This is a genomic window from Streptomyces sp. NPDC006643 (assembly GCF_042870175.1).
Taxonomy (GTDB): domain Bacteria; phylum Actinomycetota; class Actinomycetes; order Streptomycetales; family Streptomycetaceae; genus Streptomyces.
Map to the genome: position 1 here is coordinate 30170 of NZ_JBIAHA010000024.1, position 16339 is coordinate 46508.

At 71.1% G+C, this 16339-nt stretch carries 12 protein-coding genes; 7 read left to right on the forward strand and 5 right to left on the reverse strand.

Annotation, left to right across the window (positions count from 1 at the left end):
* Positions 1 to 120 precede the first annotated feature (120 nt).
* From ACFYNU_RS29230 to ACFYNU_RS29245, 4 genes are all read left to right on the forward strand, one after another.
* Positions 121 to 2454, forward strand: coding sequence for an AAA family ATPase (locus ACFYNU_RS29230; protein WP_356591578.1), 2334 nt, complete (start codon positions 121 to 123; stop codon positions 2452 to 2454).
* 17 nt (positions 2455 to 2471) lie between these two features.
* On the forward strand, positions 2472 to 3818 hold the full coding sequence (locus tag ACFYNU_RS29235; RefSeq protein ID WP_356591580.1) for a PE-PGRS family protein: 1347 nt from the start codon (positions 2472 to 2474) through the stop codon (positions 3816 to 3818).
* A 171-nt stretch (positions 3819 to 3989) separates the two neighbouring features.
* Complete coding sequence (locus tag ACFYNU_RS29240; protein ID WP_356591582.1) at positions 3990 to 4325, forward strand: CU044_2847 family protein; 336 nt, start codon at positions 3990 to 3992, stop codon at positions 4323 to 4325.
* Between the two features lie 95 nt (positions 4326 to 4420).
* On the forward strand, positions 4421 to 8713 hold the full coding sequence (locus ACFYNU_RS29245; RefSeq protein ID WP_356591584.1) for a trypsin-like peptidase domain-containing protein: 4293 nt from the start codon (positions 4421 to 4423) through the stop codon (positions 8711 to 8713).
* Positions 8714 to 8790: 77 nt separating this feature from the next.
* Here ACFYNU_RS29245 and ACFYNU_RS29250 read toward each other — a convergent pair whose 3' ends face one another.
* Entirely contained in the window at positions 8791 to 9453 is a 663-nt protein-coding gene (locus tag ACFYNU_RS29250) for a CatB-related O-acetyltransferase (protein WP_356591586.1), read from the reverse strand.
* 308 nt (positions 9454 to 9761) lie between these two features.
* Between ACFYNU_RS29250 and ACFYNU_RS29255 the strand changes: the two genes are divergently transcribed.
* Together ACFYNU_RS29255 and ACFYNU_RS29260 are read left to right on the forward strand one after the other, a co-directional pair.
* Positions 9762 to 9989 (forward strand): hypothetical protein, encoded by a 228-nt coding sequence (locus ACFYNU_RS29255; RefSeq protein WP_356591588.1) that lies wholly within the window; start codon positions 9762 to 9764, stop codon positions 9987 to 9989.
* Positions 9990 to 10008: 19 nt separating this feature from the next.
* Positions 10009 to 11190 carry a glutathionylspermidine synthase family protein gene (locus ACFYNU_RS29260; protein WP_356591590.1) on the forward strand — a complete coding sequence of 394 codons (1182 nt, stop codon included), beginning with the start codon at positions 10009 to 10011 and terminating at the stop codon, positions 11188 to 11190.
* A gap of 58 nt (positions 11191 to 11248) precedes the next feature.
* Here ACFYNU_RS29260 and rocD read toward each other — a convergent pair whose 3' ends face one another.
* The 4 genes from rocD to ACFYNU_RS29280 all read right to left on the reverse strand — a co-directional run bounded on the left by rocD (position 11249) and on the right by ACFYNU_RS29280 (position 15032).
* On the reverse strand, positions 11249 to 12454 hold the full coding sequence (gene rocD, locus ACFYNU_RS29265) for an ornithine--oxo-acid transaminase (RefSeq protein ID WP_356591592.1): 1206 nt from the start codon (positions 12452 to 12454) through the stop codon (positions 11249 to 11251).
* Between the two features lie 141 nt (positions 12455 to 12595).
* On the reverse strand, positions 12596 to 13330 hold the full coding sequence (locus tag ACFYNU_RS29270) for a hypothetical protein (RefSeq protein ID WP_356591594.1): 735 nt from the start codon (positions 13328 to 13330) through the stop codon (positions 12596 to 12598).
* 144 nt (positions 13331 to 13474) lie between these two features.
* Entirely contained in the window at positions 13475 to 14392 is a 918-nt protein-coding gene (locus ACFYNU_RS29275) for a hypothetical protein (RefSeq protein WP_356591596.1), read from the reverse strand.
* Complete coding sequence (locus tag ACFYNU_RS29280; protein ID WP_356591598.1) at positions 14385 to 15032, reverse strand: sigma-70 family RNA polymerase sigma factor; 648 nt, start codon at positions 15030 to 15032, stop codon at positions 14385 to 14387. The genes ACFYNU_RS29275 and ACFYNU_RS29280 overlap by 8 nt, the downstream gene beginning before the upstream one ends.
* A gap of 69 nt (positions 15033 to 15101) precedes the next feature.
* Here ACFYNU_RS29280 and trpS point away from each other — a divergent pair, with 69 nt between their 5' ends.
* Entirely contained in the window at positions 15102 to 16121 is a 1020-nt protein-coding gene (gene trpS / locus ACFYNU_RS29285; protein WP_388767639.1) for a tryptophan--tRNA ligase, read from the forward strand.
* The last annotated feature ends 218 nt before the right edge of the window (positions 16122 to 16339 follow it).

The window sequence follows — 16339 nt, forward strand, 5'->3', positions numbered from 1 at the left end:
GTGTCCGCGGGCCGCCTCCGGAGCGTCCCGCCCGGCACGCCCCCGGCGCATCACCTCGTCCGCGGTGTCCGTTTCCCGATCTCGGTCCCCCGCGCCGGGCCGATGCCGAAGAATGCGTACATGACTGAGGGTGGGCAGTTCCGGGAAGGGCTCGCCGCGCGCATCGCGCGCTTCGACCGGGAGGGGGCACGGCGGGCCGCCGGCCTGGCGGAGGAGGAACGGCAGCAGGTGGTGTCGTACTTTCCGCCGGAGGACTGGGAAAGGCTGGACCTGGCGCGGTACGCGTTGGGGCCCGACAGCCGCAGGAGCGGGCTCTCCTTCTGCCGGCTGATGGAGTACGGAACCGACAACTTCGGCAGCATCCGCGGCGGCAGCGCCGCGAAGCACATCATCTACCAGCACCGGTCGGGTGAGTGGCGCGTCGTCCCCGGCGCCTTGCGCGGACTCGATGTGGAGACGGCGTGGGCGCAGGTGCGCTCCGAGTTTGTGACGGCCTTCGACGCGGCGGGCAAGGAGGCGTACGAACGTCTGGACGACCTGGAGTCGCTGTCGTACGGACAGGCGCTGACCACCAAGGCCCTGGCGGTCTACTTCCCCGGCGCGTTCCTGCCCGTCTTCTCCGCCGCGCACATCCGCCACTTCACCGCGCTGCTGGGCGGCAGTCCGCGCGCGTACTCCTCCGGTGTCCGGACCTGGCGGGCCAACCGCGAACTGCTCGGACTCCTCCGTGAGTGCGAGGAGTTCGCGGGGTGGAGTCCGCACGAGGTGACGGAGTTCCTGTACGCCTTCCATGATCCGCGTCCGCGTGACCGCGTGGTCTGGAAGATCGCGCCCGGGGAACGCGCGAGCCTGTGGGACGACTGCCTGCGGACCGGTCGTATCCGCGTTGCCTGGGACGAGGTCGGCAGTCTGGGGCAGTACGAGAGCGACCAGGAGCTGAAGGCCGCACTGGACCAGCAGTGGCCGCGCAGTACCGGCGGAAACCTGCGGCTCGCACGGCAGTTGCTGGCCTTCCGTGACCTGGAGCGCGGCGATCTCGTCGTCGCGAACCGGGGAAAGTCGCAGGTGCTGGCCGTGGGCACGGTCGCGGGAGGGTACGCGTACGATCCCGGCGCCCAGACGCACCGCCACACCGTGGGCGTGGACTGGGACACCTCGTACGCCCAGAGCTTCGACGCGCCCCGGCACGCCTGGCAGCAGACGCTCGCGGTGGTGCCCGCCACGCTGATGCGGGAGATCCGTCGGGGACGGCTCGACGCCGAATTCGCCCGCCTGGTCGATGACCTCGCGCGGGACGCTGCGGCCGGAACGGGTGAGGCCGCTGCCGGGGAGAAGACCGGGGCCGTGCAGAAGGCCCCACCCGTCGGGCCGGCCGGGCAGACCGGCGACGAACTTCCCGACGACGTACGGAAGGTACGGGACCTGCTGGAGCACAAGGGGCAGGTGGTGCTCCAGGGCCCGCCCGGCACCGGCAAGACCCGGCTGGCGCTCAACGTCGCCCTCGCCCTGGCGGGGCGCGCGGACCTGATCGAGGCGGCGCCCGCCGAGCGGAGCGCGGCTCTCGCGGAACTGTCCGCGGTGCCCGGCCGGGAGACGGACGAGTCCGAGGGGACGGAGGAGTCCCGGGGCGCGCGGGCGGCCCGGCTGACGATGGTGACCTTCCATCCGTCCTACGGATACGAGGACTTCGTCGAGGGCTTCCGGCCGGACACGGCGGCGGACGGGGCCGGGCTCCATCTGAAGATGAAGGACGGGGTCTTCCTGCGGGTCTGCGCGGCGGCCGAGAAGGCCCCGGACGAGACCTTCCTGATCGTCGTGGACGAGATCAACCGTGGTGATCTGCCGCGTGTTCTCGGCGAGTTGATCACCCTGCTGGAGCTCGACAAACGGGGTTCGGTCTCCATCACCCTGCCCACCAGCGGGCGGCAGTGCACCGTGCCGCCGAACGTCCGCATCATCGGCACCATGAACTCCGCCGACCGCAGCGTGGGCCATATCGACTCCGCGATCCGGCGCAGGTTCGCGTTCATCGACGTACCGCCGGACCTGGACTCCCTGGACGGCGAGGTCGAGGGGCTGGGGCTGGCCTCGTTGCTGGAGGGCCTCAACGAGCGGCTCGACGCGCAATTCGGCCCGGACCATCTGCTCGGCCAGGCCTATCTCCTCTCCGACGACCGGCCACTCGTCACCGCGGAGCAGCTCTCGTACGCCTTCCACCACGAGATCGTGCCGCTCGTGACGGACCACTGCCTGGGCCGCCCCGAAATGCTGCGGGCCGTGCTGGGCGAGCTGGTGGATGACAGGACGGGACGCGTCGTACAGACGAATCCGAGGGACCTTCCCGGCATGCTCGCGAAGGTCTTCGTCACCGCCGGCACCGACGAGGCGGACGGGGCCGACGGGACCGACGACGAGGACGGGGCGCCGGCCGGGTCCGAATGGGACGAGGAGTGACGAGGGGTGGTGGCGCGGTGCCGCGGGGAGGTGCCAGGCGGCTGGTCACGCTGGACGAGTACGAGTCACGGGAAGTCCCGAAGTCCGATCTGAGCTCCGCCGATCTCGACAGGCTCCGTGCACTCAAGGCCGTGGGGGTGGTCGAGAGAGGGGATCACTGTGTGCTCACGGCACGGACGGTCACGGGGGTGCTGGAGCTGAGCCGTGTCCGCCTGGTGCTGCGCCCCAAGTTCCCGATCGCGGGCAACCGGCTCGTGGACTGGCTCTCCTACGCCGGCGGACAGAACAGCACCACCGACGAGGGGCTGCGCGACTGGCCCCTCGGCGAGGACGGTTACGCGGGGCTGGTGCCCGCCGCCCTGCTGTACGAGTGTCGTCTGCTGCTGCGCCGGGGTCTGCGCAGGGACTATGTACGACGGCAGCGGGTGGACACCACCCTGCGGGGCCGGCTGAACGTGGCGGCGCAGGCGACCAGGTGTTACGGCGCGGTCGACCAACTGCACGTCAGCACCTTCGAGTACGAGGACGGGGGCTGGGAGAACCTGGTGTGCGGAGCCGCCCTCGCCGCTGCGGCCGGCCAGGTGAGCGATCCGCTCCTCAAGCACCAACTGGCTCTCGCGGCAGCGGACTTCCCGGCCACCGTCGGGGGCCCGGACGCGTTGCGGCTGCTCGCCCGGGGGCGGTACTCCGTACTCAACGACCACTACCGGGCCTCTCACGCGTGGGCACGCATGGTGCTCGGCGGCGGCGGGCCCAACGACCTGCTGAACCCGTACGGCTTCGGCGCCCACGGGCTGCTGCTCAAGCTGGACGGCCTCTGGGAGAGCGTCGTCCAGCGGATGGCGGCCGATGCGGCGGCTGCCGTCGGTGGCTGGTGGGCGCGGGACGCGGCGCACAAGATCCGGACGCACGGACGGTACGGACGGGGCGGGCGAGGTGCGAGCGGTGGCAGCGGGAGCGGCGGGCACGGGCTCCGCACCCCGCCCTCCTTCAACCCCGACGTACTGCTGTCCTTCGCCCCGCCCACCGCACCCCCCGGTTCCGCGCCCTGTCTGGCCGTGGACGCGAAGTACAAGAACTACGCGAGGAAGAACGTCTCCCGTGAGGACCGCCACCAGCTCCTCACCTACATCGCCGGCTACACCGACCCCGGCAATCCCCTCGCCCTGGTGGTCCACCCCGACCCGAACGGCCCGTCCCACCACCAGCTGGAATTCCCGGGGCCGCGCGGGCTGGTGGGGCGCATCCTGGTGCTCGGCCTCAACACCCGTACGGATCCGACGACCGCGGCCGAGCCGCTGAGAAAGGCGATCGCCGACTTCGCCGCCTCGATCCCCGCCCGTGGCCCCCTCTCCGGCGCCTGACCGGAGCCCCCCGTCGGCCTGATCGAGACCGCGGCCGATGGGATCGAGCCACTTTGCCCGCTCTTGTGAAAGCGTTGTGCAGTCGTCGGTCTTCCCGGCCGGTGCGTTGGAGAATTCTGGTTCGGACGGTCCGTGCCCGCGGGCCGTCGTGCGGGTGGACCAGGGGGATCGATGAAGCACGTGGTGGAGCTGCCGGTCGATGTCGAGGGCGGGCGGCAAGGGGTCGTGCAGGTGCAGGTCGAGCAGGTCGGGGAGGGGCTGGCCGATGTGTCACGGTCCGGGAGGCTGGCGACGCGGGCCGCGCGGTCGCTCGGGGACATGCTGGCCGACATCAGGCCGGTGGCCGAGAACTTCGTCGCCGGGTTCGCCGGCATGGAGCAGGCGCCCGACGAGATCGGGCTGGAGTTCGGGCTCTCGCTGACCGCGCAGGCCGACGTCGTGGTGTCCAGCACCGCGGCTGCGGCCAACTTCAAAGTCACCCTCGCCTGGCGGAAACCCGAAGCATGAGGGCGGTGGACCAGGGCGGCGCGACATCCTTCCCGGGCACGTCCGTTCTGAGGATCTTCGGGTCCCCGCCGGAGGCCGAGCCGGTACCAGGCTTGGTGAGCGGTCCGCTCGGCGTGGGGTTCCTGGTGGACGAGTTGCACGCGGTCACCTGCGCGCACGTCGTCGCCGCCGCGCTCGGGCTGGACAGGGACGAGACCGCGGAAGGCGCGCGCCTGTACGTGGACCTTCCGCTGTCGGCCGGGTCCGGGGGCCGGGCGGCGACCGTCACCGCCGACGTCGTCCGGTGGGGTCCCGCGCCGGACGGCGGCGGGCTCGACATCGCGGTGTTACGGCTGGACAGCCCCGTACCCGGGTCGGGGCCGGCCCGGTTCGTGGACGTCGAGCCGGAGAGGCTGCGCGGGCACGCCACGCAGATCATCGGCTTTCCCGAGGGCCGTGGGCAGGGCGTCTGGCACGAGGGCGTCCTGCGCGGCGCGCAGGCCGACGGTCAGATCCAGGTCGACCAGGTCGGGGCCGGCTATCGCGTCTCCCGGGGCTTCAGCGGCAGCCCCGTATGGTCCCCGGCTCTCGGCGCCGTCGTCGGCATGACGGTCAAGGCCGAACTCGGCGACCCCGCCTCCGGGTTCATGATCCCGGTCAGTCAACTGATCGCCACCTGGGCGCCGTTGGCGGCACTCGCGCGCCCGGTGTCGCCGTTCCGCAGTCTGGAGCCCTTCGAAGAGGCCCACGCCACCGCGTTCTTCGGCCGGCGGGCCGACAGCGAGCGGCTCGCGCGGGTCGTGGGCGAACAGCGGTGGACCACGCTGGTGGGTCCGTCCGGCTGTGGCAAGTCCTCGCTCGCGATGGCGGGGGTGGCGCCACGGCGCCGCGCCGAGAGGGACGTCGTGGCGATCCTGCGCCCCGCGCACCACTCCGGCGCGCTGCGGGGCCTGGCCGCCGTACTGCTCGACCTGCTGGAGCCGGACGGAGCCGAGGCGGACAAGTTCGCCCGTGTCTCGGCGGTGGCGGACGAGATCGCCGGTCACGGGCTCCGCGGGATCGTCGCGAGTGTCCTGCGCGTACAGCGCGTCGCGCGGCTGCTGATCGTCGTCGATCAGTTCGAGGAACTGCTCGACGAGGAGCTGTTCGCCTCCCGTGACATCGACGCGCTCGCCGACGCACTCGGGGGTGTCCCGCCGGCCGGCCCGGGGGAATCGGCGAGCCGTCCCCGAAGCCCGGGGCCGCCGTCGACGCTCTCCGTACTGGCCGTACTGCGCGCGGACTTCCTCGGTCCCGTCCTCGCCCATCCCCGCCTCGGTCTGCTCGCCAGGAAGCATGTCGAGGCCCTGGAGCCGATGCGCGAGGAGCAGTTGCGTGACGTGGTCGCCAGGCCCCTGGACGCCATACCGGCCGTCACCTACGAGGACGCGCTCGTCAACCGCATCCTGGCCGACGCCGGCAACGCGCCGGGGATCCTTCCCCTGCTCAGCTTCACCCTCGCCCAGCTCTGGGACAACCAGCGCGGCGGACGCCTCACCCACGACGCCTACGACGCGCTCGGCGGGGTCGGCGGCGCCCTGGGGAGTTACGCCGACACGGTCTGGCAGCGGTACGTCGGCGACGAGCGGGACGGCGACGGCGAGGGTGGCGAACAGGACGGGGACGGGGACGGGGACGGCGCGGGTGGTGAGCGGGACCGGGACGACGCGTACGCCGAACGACTGCTGACCCGGCTCGTACGCACTCCCGTCGGGACGGACGCTCCCGTACGGCGCATCGTCGTACGCGCGGAGCTGACCGACCGGGAGTGGCGGCTCGCCCAGCGGCTGGCCGGCGCCCGGCTCCTGGTCGTCAACCGTGGCCGTGTGCACACCGGTTCACCTCCCGAAGGCCCCGAGAGCGAGGGGCCGGCTCTCTCGGAGACCGTCGAGCTGGCTCATGAAGCGCTCATCTCCTCCTGGGACAGGCTCGGTTCACGTGTCCGGGACGACCGCGTCTTCCTCGACTGGCGCGAGAACCTCCAACTGGACATGGACCGCTGGGAACGGGCCGGACGGACCAGGGACCTGCTGCCGACCGCCACCGCGCAGGAGGCCGCGGAGCGGTGGCTCCCCGAGCGCAGCGGTGAACTGGGCGACGCGCAGCGGGAGTACGTCCGCCTGGGGCGGGCCCACCGCCGGTATCTCACCCGGCGGCGGCGCACGGTGACGGCCCTGTTCGGCGTGCTGCTGCTGGCCGTCAGCATCGCCGCCGGTGTGGCGATCGACCAGCGGCAGACCGTCGCCCGTCAGCGCGACCGGGCCACCTCCGCGCAAGTCGCGGGCCTCGCCCAGTCGATGGGCCGCACCGACCCGCAGCTCGCCCGGCGGCTGGCCGTCGCCGGCGCCCGTCTCGGTGACACCCCGGAGGCGTGGTCGGCGCTCCTCGCCGTCCGCAACCAGGTGGAGAAGCGAGCCGTCAAGCTGCCGGCGTTCGATGTGACCACCTCCGCCCTGGACGAGGCCGGACGGGTCCTCGTCGCCGCCGGCGGGACCCAGGTCGGCACCTGGGACGTGGACACCGGCGAGAGGCTCGGCTCGTACCGGACCGCCGAGAGGGTCCGCAACGTGCGGGTGTCCGGTGACGGCACGACGGTCGCCGTCAGCACCGACGACGAGACGACCGTCGTGATGGAGGCTCGCGGGCTCCGGCCACGCGGTCGCCCCTACCCGACCGGACCCGCGGTCTTCTCCCTCAGCCCCGAGGGCACCTTCCTGGCCGCCAGTGTCCGGGGGAAGAAGGACGGTTACGTCGCCACGGTCTGGAACACCCGAACCGCCAAGGCCCTTCTCCGGCGTACCGGCAGCATGCCGTTCGACACCTCCTTCACCGCGGACGAGGGGCGGCTGGCGCTGACGAGCGCGTCGAAGACCGGAGCCACCGTCATCTGGGTCGACCTCCGGACCGGCAAGAACCTCCCCGTACCGGACTTCGGGATCGAGCCCGAGGACTTCCCCGGCGCGATGGCGTTCAGCCCCGACGGCCGCCGCACGGCCGTGCTGACCGAGAAGGCTCTGCGCGTGTCCGAGGTGTTCGACGACGGCGAGACCGGCTCGTACGACTTCAGGAAGATTCCGAGGGACAACTCGGATCCGGGCCTGTACGGGGAGGACGTCTCCTTCAGCCACGACGGCCGGTTCGTCGCCGCCGGCTTCTCGCTCTGGGATGCGACCTTCACCGAGGGCGTCGACCCCGTCTTCAGCTACCCCACCGACCTCAGCCACTGCGACCCCGGCACGTTCCAGTTCTCCGCAGACGACTCCGAACTGCGGTGCGTGGGCAGCGACGGGACGTTCCGGTCCGTCGACGTCTCGCGTGTCACCTCGCGCGGCGGGCAGCCCTCGGCGGCGGGTTCGGAGGTGGTGGCGAGTGAGGACGGGTCGACCCTTGCCGTCGGCGGATCGGACGCCGGCACGGTCGAGATCTGGTCCACCGCGCCGTTGGCCAGGCGGACGGAGCTCAGGGTCGCCCAAGCGGGCCGGATGCTGCTCAGCCCGGACGGCAGGCTGCTGGCGGTCGCCGACGGACCGGACACCGTAGAGATCTGGGACACCGTCAAACGCACCAGGCGCGGCACCCTGCCCGGCGCACTGGGGGGCCTGACCACGACGGTCGCGCTCTCGCCGGACGGCACGACGTACGCCACCTATGACGGCGCCGGGAACGCGGGGTCGAAGGGCTACGTCCACTCACTGAGGTTCTACGACCTCAGAACCATGAAGCTGATCCGGAAGAGCACCTTCACCCTGCGGACCGCGCTGATCGACTTCTCCACCACGGTGACGTTCCGGCCGGACGGGGAAGCCGTGACGGTCAGCCCGCTCCTGGGCACGGTGGCCGTCCCCTCCGGCAAGGTGCTCGTCCCCGGCGGGGCGGGGCTGCGTCTCGACGGCTACAGCCCCGACGGGACATCGGCCTACACCGACCCGGACAGCGTGCACAGCAGCCTGACCTTCATCGACCCGAAGACGCTGCGCCCGCGGGGGGAACCTCTCGACATCGGCGCCCCGCCCCTGTACGAGGCCCCCACGCTCCACTCCCCGGACGGCCGCCTGATCGCCGTCGCGCAGGAGGGGCCGACGGGCGGGGACGACGCCGAGGCGGCCGGGGTCACCGAGATCACGCTCTGGGACCTGCGTACCCGTCGCCGGATCGGTACCCTCTCCGGCGCCACGGGAAGTCTCGTGCCGAGGTCCTTCACCGCCGACGGCTCCGCTCTCGTCACCCAGGACGACCAGGGCGCGTTCCGTCCGTACGCGGTCGCCCCGTCCCGGCTCGTCGGCGAACTGTGCGCCCTGTCGGACGGCGGTCTGACGGAGAAGGAGTGGCGGGAGCACATCCCCGACGTTCCGTACCGCGAGACCTGCTGAGGCGACGGACGGAGGGCGAAAGGCGACGGACCGAAGGCGAAAGAGCGAAAGGCGGAGGCGGACGGACCGGACAGGCCCTAGAGCGTGGTGGCCGGCGGGGCGGCGGCCTCCAGTGCGTCGACGGTGCCCGACATGATCGTGCGCAGATGGGTGGTGATGTGCTCGACGGGCCAGTCCCACCAGGCGACGGCCAGCAGGCGGTCGACGTCCGCGTCGTCGTAGCGGCGGCGGATCAGCTTGGCCGGGTTGCCGCCGACGATGCCGTAGTCCGGTACGTCGTCCACGACGACCGCGCCCGAGGCGATCACCGCTCCATGGCCGATCCGGACGCCGGGCATGACCATGCTGCGGTAGCCGAACCAGACGTCGTTGCCCACCACCGTGTCACCCCGGCCGGGCAGCCCGCTGATGAGATCGAAGTGCTCGCTCCAGGAGCCGCCCATGATCGGGAAGGGGAACGTCGACGGGCCGTCCATCCGGTGATTGGCGCCGTTCATGATGAACCGCACCCCCTCACCCAGCGCGCAGTACTTTCCGATGACCAGCTTCTCCGGCCCGTAGTGATACAGCACGTTCCGGGTCTCGAACGCCGTCGGCTCGTCCGGGTCGTCGTAGTACGAGAAATCCCCGACCTCGATCAACTCGGACGTGATCAGCGGCTTCAGCAGCACCACCCGCGGCTGACCGGGCATCGGGTGGATCACGGTCGGGTCCGCGGGCAGGGCGGGTACGGCAGACATGGTTAATCGTTCTCCTCGGATATGGCGAGTCTCCGATCCTGCCTGACGGCGCGAGCGCGACGACAGCGAATAACTCCCGCGGACTTCTCCCGCGAACCGGGCGTGTAGATCCCTCCAAACGGCGCATAAGGCATCTAGTTGAGGAGAGTTGACGGACCGCCTTGTCCGGCGTGACGGCCGGGCATCTAATGTGTGCGGCGAGCACGGGATTGACGGGCCGACGGATCGGCCCGCAGACGGGGGAGGACGGGGCGATGGCCGCCGTAAAACAACGCAGGTTTCGGTCGAGCACGGTGGTGCTCGGCGGCATGGGGATACTCGCACTGACGGTCACCTCCTGTAGTTCGGAACCCGACCGGCGCTGCGCCGACCGGGACACCTATGAGGAACTGTCCAGCTCCGACTGCGACAGCTCCGGCTCCGGCTCGTACTACTACGGTGGCAAGAGCTCCAACGGCCGCGTTCACGACGGCAGTTTCGACAAGTCGGCGGTCGACCGGGGCGGCTTCGGCTGCTCGGGCACCGGCGGCGGCTGAGCGGGCTCGGCGCGCGATGATGGAGCGTCGGACCATCGAGCCACGCCCCGGCTGGCAGCAGACGGTCGAGGAACAGGGCCTCGTCTATCCGCTCACCCGCTATCCGGACGACTCACTGCGGCCGTACTGGGACGAGAGCGCCTACTACGTCTTCTCCCTGCCCGAGGTCGAGGCACTGGAAGTCGTCGTCGAGGAACTGCACGCGATGTGCCTCGACGCCGCCGACCACATCGTGAAGAACGACCGCTTCGCCGATCTCGGCATCACCGACGGCCGGCTGGCCGCGCTGGTCGCCGAGTCCTGGCAGCGCCGCGCCGAACTGCCGTCCATCTACGGCCGGTTCGACCTCCGCTACGACGGCACCGGCCCGGCCAAGATGCTGGAGTACAACGCCGACACCCCCACGTCCCTGGTCGAGGCCGCCAGCCCGCAGTGGTTCTGGATGGAGGAGCGCTTCCCCGGCGCCGACCAGTGGAACTCCCTCCATGAACGGCTTGTCGAAGCCTGGCGCCGCCAGGCCCACCTCCTTCCGCAGGGACCCCTGCACTTCGCCCACTCCGACGGTGACGAGCTGGGCGAGGACCTGATGACCGTCGCCTATCTGCGGGAGACGGCCCAGCAGGCGGGCATCGACACCGAGGCCCTGTCGGTCGAACAGATCGGCTGGGACAAGCTGACCGGCCGCTTCGTGGACGAACGGCTGCGGTTCATCCGCAGCTGCTTCAAGCTCTACCCGTGGGAGTGGCTGACCACGGACCGCTTCGGCCCCCAGGTGCTGGACACGCTCGACAACGGCGGCGGCACCGGCAGCACCTGCTGGATAGAGCCCGCCTGGAAGATGCTGCTCTCCAACAAGGCGCTGCTGGCGATCCTCTGGGAGCTGAACCCGGACCATCCCAATCTGCTGCCCGCCTATCTCGACGGCCCCCGTGAACTCGCCCTCACCAGTGGCTATGTCTCCAAGCCCCTGCTCGGCCGCGAGGGCGCCGGAGTCGCCGTCCACGAACCCGGCAACGCCCCGGTCGTACGCCAGGAGGCCTGCTGCTACCAGGCGTTGGCGCCGCTGCCCGACTTCGACGGCAACCGGGTCGTACTCGGCGCCTGGGTCGTCGAGAACGAGGCGGCCGGCCTCGGCATCCGCGAATCGTCGGGCCTGATCACGGACGAGTACGCCCGCTTCCTCCCGCACGTCATCCTGTAGGCCCCGGCGGGGGGAGCCAGGGACCGGTGGCCCGCGACGGCGACCGGCCCCGGCCCCACTACCGCGCGAGGACCGCCCGCAACTGCTCCAGGCCCCAGTCCAGATCCTCCTTGCTGATCACCAGCGGCGGGGCGATCCGGATGGTCGACCCATGGGTGTCCTTCACCAGCACACCCCGATCCATCAGCTTCTCGGAGATCTCCCGGCCCGTGCCGTACGACGGGGAGATGTCCACTCCCGCCCACAGCCCCCGGCCGCGCACCGTCTCCACCGCGCCGCCGGTCGTCATCAGACCCAGCTCATGGTGGAGATGATCACCCAGCTCCGCCGCCCGCTGCTGGAACTCACCGGTGCGCAGCATGGCGATCACCTCAAGACCCACCGCGCACGCCAGCGGATTCCCGCCGAACGTCGAGCCGTGCTCCCCGGGCCGGAACACCCCGAGGATCACCGCCGACGACACCACGGCCGACACCGGCACCACCCCGCCGCCGAGCGCCTTGCCCAGCACATACATGTCGGGCACCACGCCCTCGTGCTCAAGCGCGAAGGTCTTTCCGGTCCGGCCCAGGCCGGACTGGATCTCGTCGGCGATGAACAGCACATTCCGCGCCCGGGTCAGCTCCCGCACCCCCGCCAGATAGCCCGGCGGCGGCACCAGCACCCCCGCCTCCCCCTGGATCGGCTCCAGCAGGACGGCGACGGTGTTGTCCGTCATGGCGGCGTCGAGGGCCGCGAGATCCCCGTACGGAACGATCTCGAACCCCGGCGTGTACGGCCCGTAGTCCGCCCGCGCCTCCTCGTCGGTGGAGAAGCTGATGATCGTGGTCGTACGGCCGTGGAAGTTGTCCGACGCGACGATGATCTTGGCGGTGCCGTCCGGCACCCCCTTCGTCCGATAGCCCCACTTACGGGCCGTCTTCACGGCGGTCTCCACCGCCTCCGCGCCCGTGTTCATCGGCAGCACCATCTCCATGCCGCACAACTCGGCGAGCTGGGTGCAGAAGTCGGCGAACCGGTCGTGGTGGAACGCCCGCGAGGTCAGCGTCACCCGCTCCAACTGCGCCTTGGCGGCGTCGATGAGACGCCGATTGCCATGGCCGAAGTTGAGCGCCGAGTAGCCGGCGAGCATGTCGAGGAAACGGCGCCCCTCGACATCGGTCATCCATGCACCGTCCGCCGAGGCGATGACGACGGGCAGCGGGTGGTAGTTGTGCGCGCTGTGCGCCTCCGCAGAGGCGATGGCACGGTCCGTTGTCGCCACGGGTTCTCCGTTCGGTCGAGACAAGCCATCCGGTCGGGGCGGGGTGGTGCCCCTGTTTCTATCGTCACTCGCCAGTGTGGACGAAGAAACCTTGCCCCCGGCGTGCCCCGGGAGACAACCCCGCAGGCGGGCCCACCTTGATCACATGTCCAGCAGCTGCCCCCGGGGTCCCGCCTCCGGCCTGTTCCCGCCCCTGCCGAACGGTGGCCGGGGCAGCCGGCCCATCAGCGGACGCAGCACCAGCCCCAGCACCACCCCGGCCCCCAGCGCCGGTATCGCCCACCACCAGCCGTCCGTGCCTCCCGCGGAGGCTCCCGACGCCACGGGCCGCGTCCGGTCCTTTACGGGAGTGTCCTCGGCCGCCGCGTTGTCCCTCTCCTCGAAGGGCGGCACCGCCACACCCTGGCCGGCCTTCTCGCCCATGACGCCGATCTTCGTCAACAGCGCCCGCAGCGCCGCCGGTTGCTTCGCCTTGTGCCAGACACCGGCCTCCGTCCGCAGGTCCGTCGACGTGTGGATCCAGACCGTCCGGGGATCCGCGCTCGGATACACCCGGTCCAGCCGCCAGGGCTGCACGTCGTGGACCAGCCACGTCACATTGATCTGCCGGGAGCCCACCGCCGAGTCCAGGGACGCCGGGCGCTCCTTCCGGCCCTCCGGCAGCTTCCCCATCTCCTGACCGTCGAGCTGCTTCGCCAGCGCCTCGTACTCCTCGTCGCTGAAGTAGAGCGAGGCCGTCTCCGCGCTCTCCGGCGAGGTGACCAGCACGCTCGTGGGCCCGCCGGCCACCGCGCTCGGGGCGAAGAGCCAGGTCAGCGCCATCACCGCGATCAGGGCCCCGAGCCGTCGGACCGTGCTCGTGCACAGCAGTCGCATGATTTCCCCCCTGCCGACGCCGGGCCCGGACCCTCCGGACCGCCTGCGCGTCACTTCCTGTACACCGCCCGACCCGAACCGGTTCCCAACTTTCCTCCCCGTTCTGCTCCCCGTTCTCCTCCCCACTTCTCTCTTCGCACCGGCTCAGCGGATCGACTGCGCGACCGCCTTCGCCCGCTCGACAGAATCCACCCCCTCCAGCCGTAGCGTCAGCCGCTCACCGGTGCCCCCGTCCGGACCGCTGTCGTCCCACAGGAACGTCGGCCCAGCCGTCCGCGCCGAATGGGTCCAGCCCGCCCCCTGGCCGTCGAGCATCCGGAATCGCAGCAGATGAGGTTCGGCGAACCACAGCCCCGTCGACTCGTTCGACTCCCCGGCACGCAGAGGCACCCACTCCGGCATGTGCCGGATCCGCTTCGAGAACGCGGGGTCCAGACCGGCCGGGAACTCGTCCAGCCGCACGGTCGGCCCGCCCGGGTCCGTCCAGCACAGACTCACCACCGGACGGCCCGCCGAAGCCCAGGCCAGCGACACCCGGTCGGGCGCTCCCAGCTCGGCCGGCACCCGTGGCCGGAAGCCGGCCCGCCGTGCCGCCTCCTCGATCGGCATCGGATCGGCGCAGTCGGGCACCCGCGCGGCCGGACTGGGCGTGGCCTTCGGGTCGTACCGCACCTGGACGCCGCCGAAGTCGAACCAGTCGGCCACGGCGGCCCGCACCGGGGGCGTCAGCACCAGCACGACCAGCAGCCCCGAGAGCCCGGCCGTTATCACCCGCCACCTGCGGCGCAGCAGACGACGAACCCGCGCCGCACGAGTCGGCACCGGCACCACCACCGGATCCGGGGCAGAGGCAGGCACCGGGACGGGCGCCGCATCCGCGAGGAGCTGGGCCAGGACCCGCTCGGCCATCGTCTCGCCGTCGACATCCGGGACGCGCATACCGCGCCCCAGCACCCGCAGCTCCTCGGCAAGATCCTCCCCGCGCCCGTCCTCACGACGCCCGTCCTCCCCGCGCCCGTCCTCACCGCGGCGCTCCTGGTCCGCGTGCTCGCCGTCACTCATCCCCACCACCCCCTCCCCTCTCCGACCCCGACCCCGGCCTCGACCGGGGCTCCGCCGCCAGCAACCCGCCCATCAGCTTCAACGCGCGGCTGAGCCGCGACTTCACCGTGCCCCGAGGCCAGCCCAGCGCCTCCGCCGTCTCCGCCTCGTTCATCTCCAGCAGATAGCGGCACGCCACCACATCGCGGTGGTCGTCGCTCAGCTCGTCGAGCGCCGCCCACAGCTCGGCGTTCCGTTCCTCCTCCACCGCGACCACCGCCGGGTCCGCCGAGTCCGGTATCAGCGGCTCACCCCGCAGCAGCGCCGCCTCCCGCCCGGCCACGGCCCGCAGCCGGACCGCCGACCGCACGGTGTTCCTCGTCTCATTGGCGACGATCCGTATCAGCCAGGGCCGGAACGGCGCACCGTCCCTGAAGTCCCCCAGGGACAGATACGCCTTGATGAACGCGGACTGCACCACGTCCTCCGCGTCCGCGCCCGCGCCGCAGGCCACCGCCACCCGAAGAGCGATCCCCGTATACGCGCGCACCAGCTCCGCGTACGCCTCCCGCTCCCCGGAACGCACACGCGCGATCACACCCGACTCATCCGCAACCGTCAGGATGCGGCCCCCCTCCAGGGTCCCCTCCCGTGTCCTCACGCCCTTGATACACCGTTCGCCGCAGATCGGTTCCCGGCCTGTCCCGACCTGTCGGCGCCACCTGAGAGAATGGTTCCCATGGCCACTCGTCCTCGCGCGCTCTCCGGTATCCAGCCCACCGCAGGCTCGTTCCATCTCGGGAACTACCTCGGTGCGATCCGGCAGTATGTGGCGCTGCAAGAAACCCACGACGCGTTCTACATGGTCGTGGACCTGCACGCGATCACCATTCCGCAGGAGCCCGCCGACCTGCGCGCCAACACCAGGCTCGCGGCGGCGCAGCTGCTCGCCGCCGGTCTCGACCCGCAGCGCTGCACCCTGTTCATCCAGAGCCATGTGCCCGAACACGCCCAGCTCGGCTGGGTGATGAACTGTCTGACGGGCTTCGGCGAGGCCTCCCGCATGACCCAGTTCAAGGACAAGTCGGCCAGACAGGGCGCCGACCGCGCGACCGTCGGACTGTTCACGTATCCGATCCTCCAGGTCGCCGACATCCTGCTCTACCAGGCGGACTCGGTCCCGGTCGGCGAGGACCAGCGCCAGCACGTCGAGCTGACACGTGACCTCGCCGAGCGGTTCAACTCCCGCTTCGGCAGCACGTTCACGGTCCCGAAGCCGCACATCGTCAAGGAGGTCGCGAAGATCTACGACCTCCAGGACCCGTCGATCAAGATGAGCAAGTCGGCGTCCACGCCGAAGGGCCTGGTCAATCTGCTCGACGACCCCAAGGCCACGGCGAAGAAGATCAAGAGCGCCGTCACCGACACGGGCACCGAGATCCGCTTCGACGCCGAGGCCAAGCCGGGCATCAGCAATCTCCTCACGATCTTCTCGACGCTCACGGGCACGGAGGTCGCGGATCTTGAGCGGCGGTACGAGGGCAAGGGCTACGGCGCACTGAAGGTGGATCTCGCCGAGGCCATGGTCGACTTCGTCACACCGTTCCGCAGCCGTACGCAGGAATATCTGGACGATCCGGAGACGCTGGACTCGATCCTGGCCGCGGGCGCCGAGAAGGCCCGCGCGGTCGCCGCGGAGACGCTTGCCCAGGCGTACGACCGGATCGGCTTCCTGCCCGCGAAGCACTGAGCGGGACCCGAGAGGCACCGGAACGGCACCGGGGCGGGCCCGCCGAGCACGGCCCGCCCGCCCCGGACGGCCGCCCGGACCCTTATCGCATCCGCGCCGTCCGCGTACTGCTGACCAAGGACCCTGGCCAGCCGGGCGGTGCGAGCGTCACACTGGCGCGGGGACGGAACGGGCCACACCGGTGGTCCGGCCACCCGCACACAAGGACTGAGGAGAAC

What these genes read in the sequence shown, in the direction of transcription:
- ACFYNU_RS29230 (WP_356591578.1), top strand. Translation starts at nt 121, where the DNA reads ATGACTGAGGGTGGGCAGTTCCGGGAAGGGCTCGCCGCGCGCATCGCG.
- ACFYNU_RS29240 (WP_356591582.1), top strand. Translation starts at nt 3,990, where the DNA reads ATGAAGCACGTGGTGGAGCTGCCGGTCGATGTCGAGGGCGGGCGGCAA.
- ACFYNU_RS29250 (WP_356591586.1), bottom strand. Translation starts at nt 9,453, where the DNA reads ATGTCTGCCGTACCCGCCCTGCCCGCGGACCCGACCGTGATCCACCCG.
- ACFYNU_RS29255 (WP_356591588.1), top strand. Translation starts at nt 9,762, where the DNA reads ATGGGGATACTCGCACTGACGGTCACCTCCTGTAGTTCGGAACCCGAC.
- ACFYNU_RS29260 (WP_356591590.1), top strand. Translation starts at nt 10,009, where the DNA reads ATGGAGCGTCGGACCATCGAGCCACGCCCCGGCTGGCAGCAGACGGTC.
- ACFYNU_RS29270 (WP_356591594.1), bottom strand. Translation starts at nt 13,330, where the DNA reads ATGCGACTGCTGTGCACGAGCACGGTCCGACGGCTCGGGGCCCTGATC.
- ACFYNU_RS29275 (WP_356591596.1), bottom strand. Translation starts at nt 14,392, where the DNA reads ATGAGTGACGGCGAGCACGCGGACCAGGAGCGCCGCGGTGAGGACGGG.
- trpS (WP_388767639.1), top strand. Translation starts at nt 15,102, where the DNA reads ATGGTTCCCATGGCCACTCGTCCTCGCGCGCTCTCCGGTATCCAGCCC.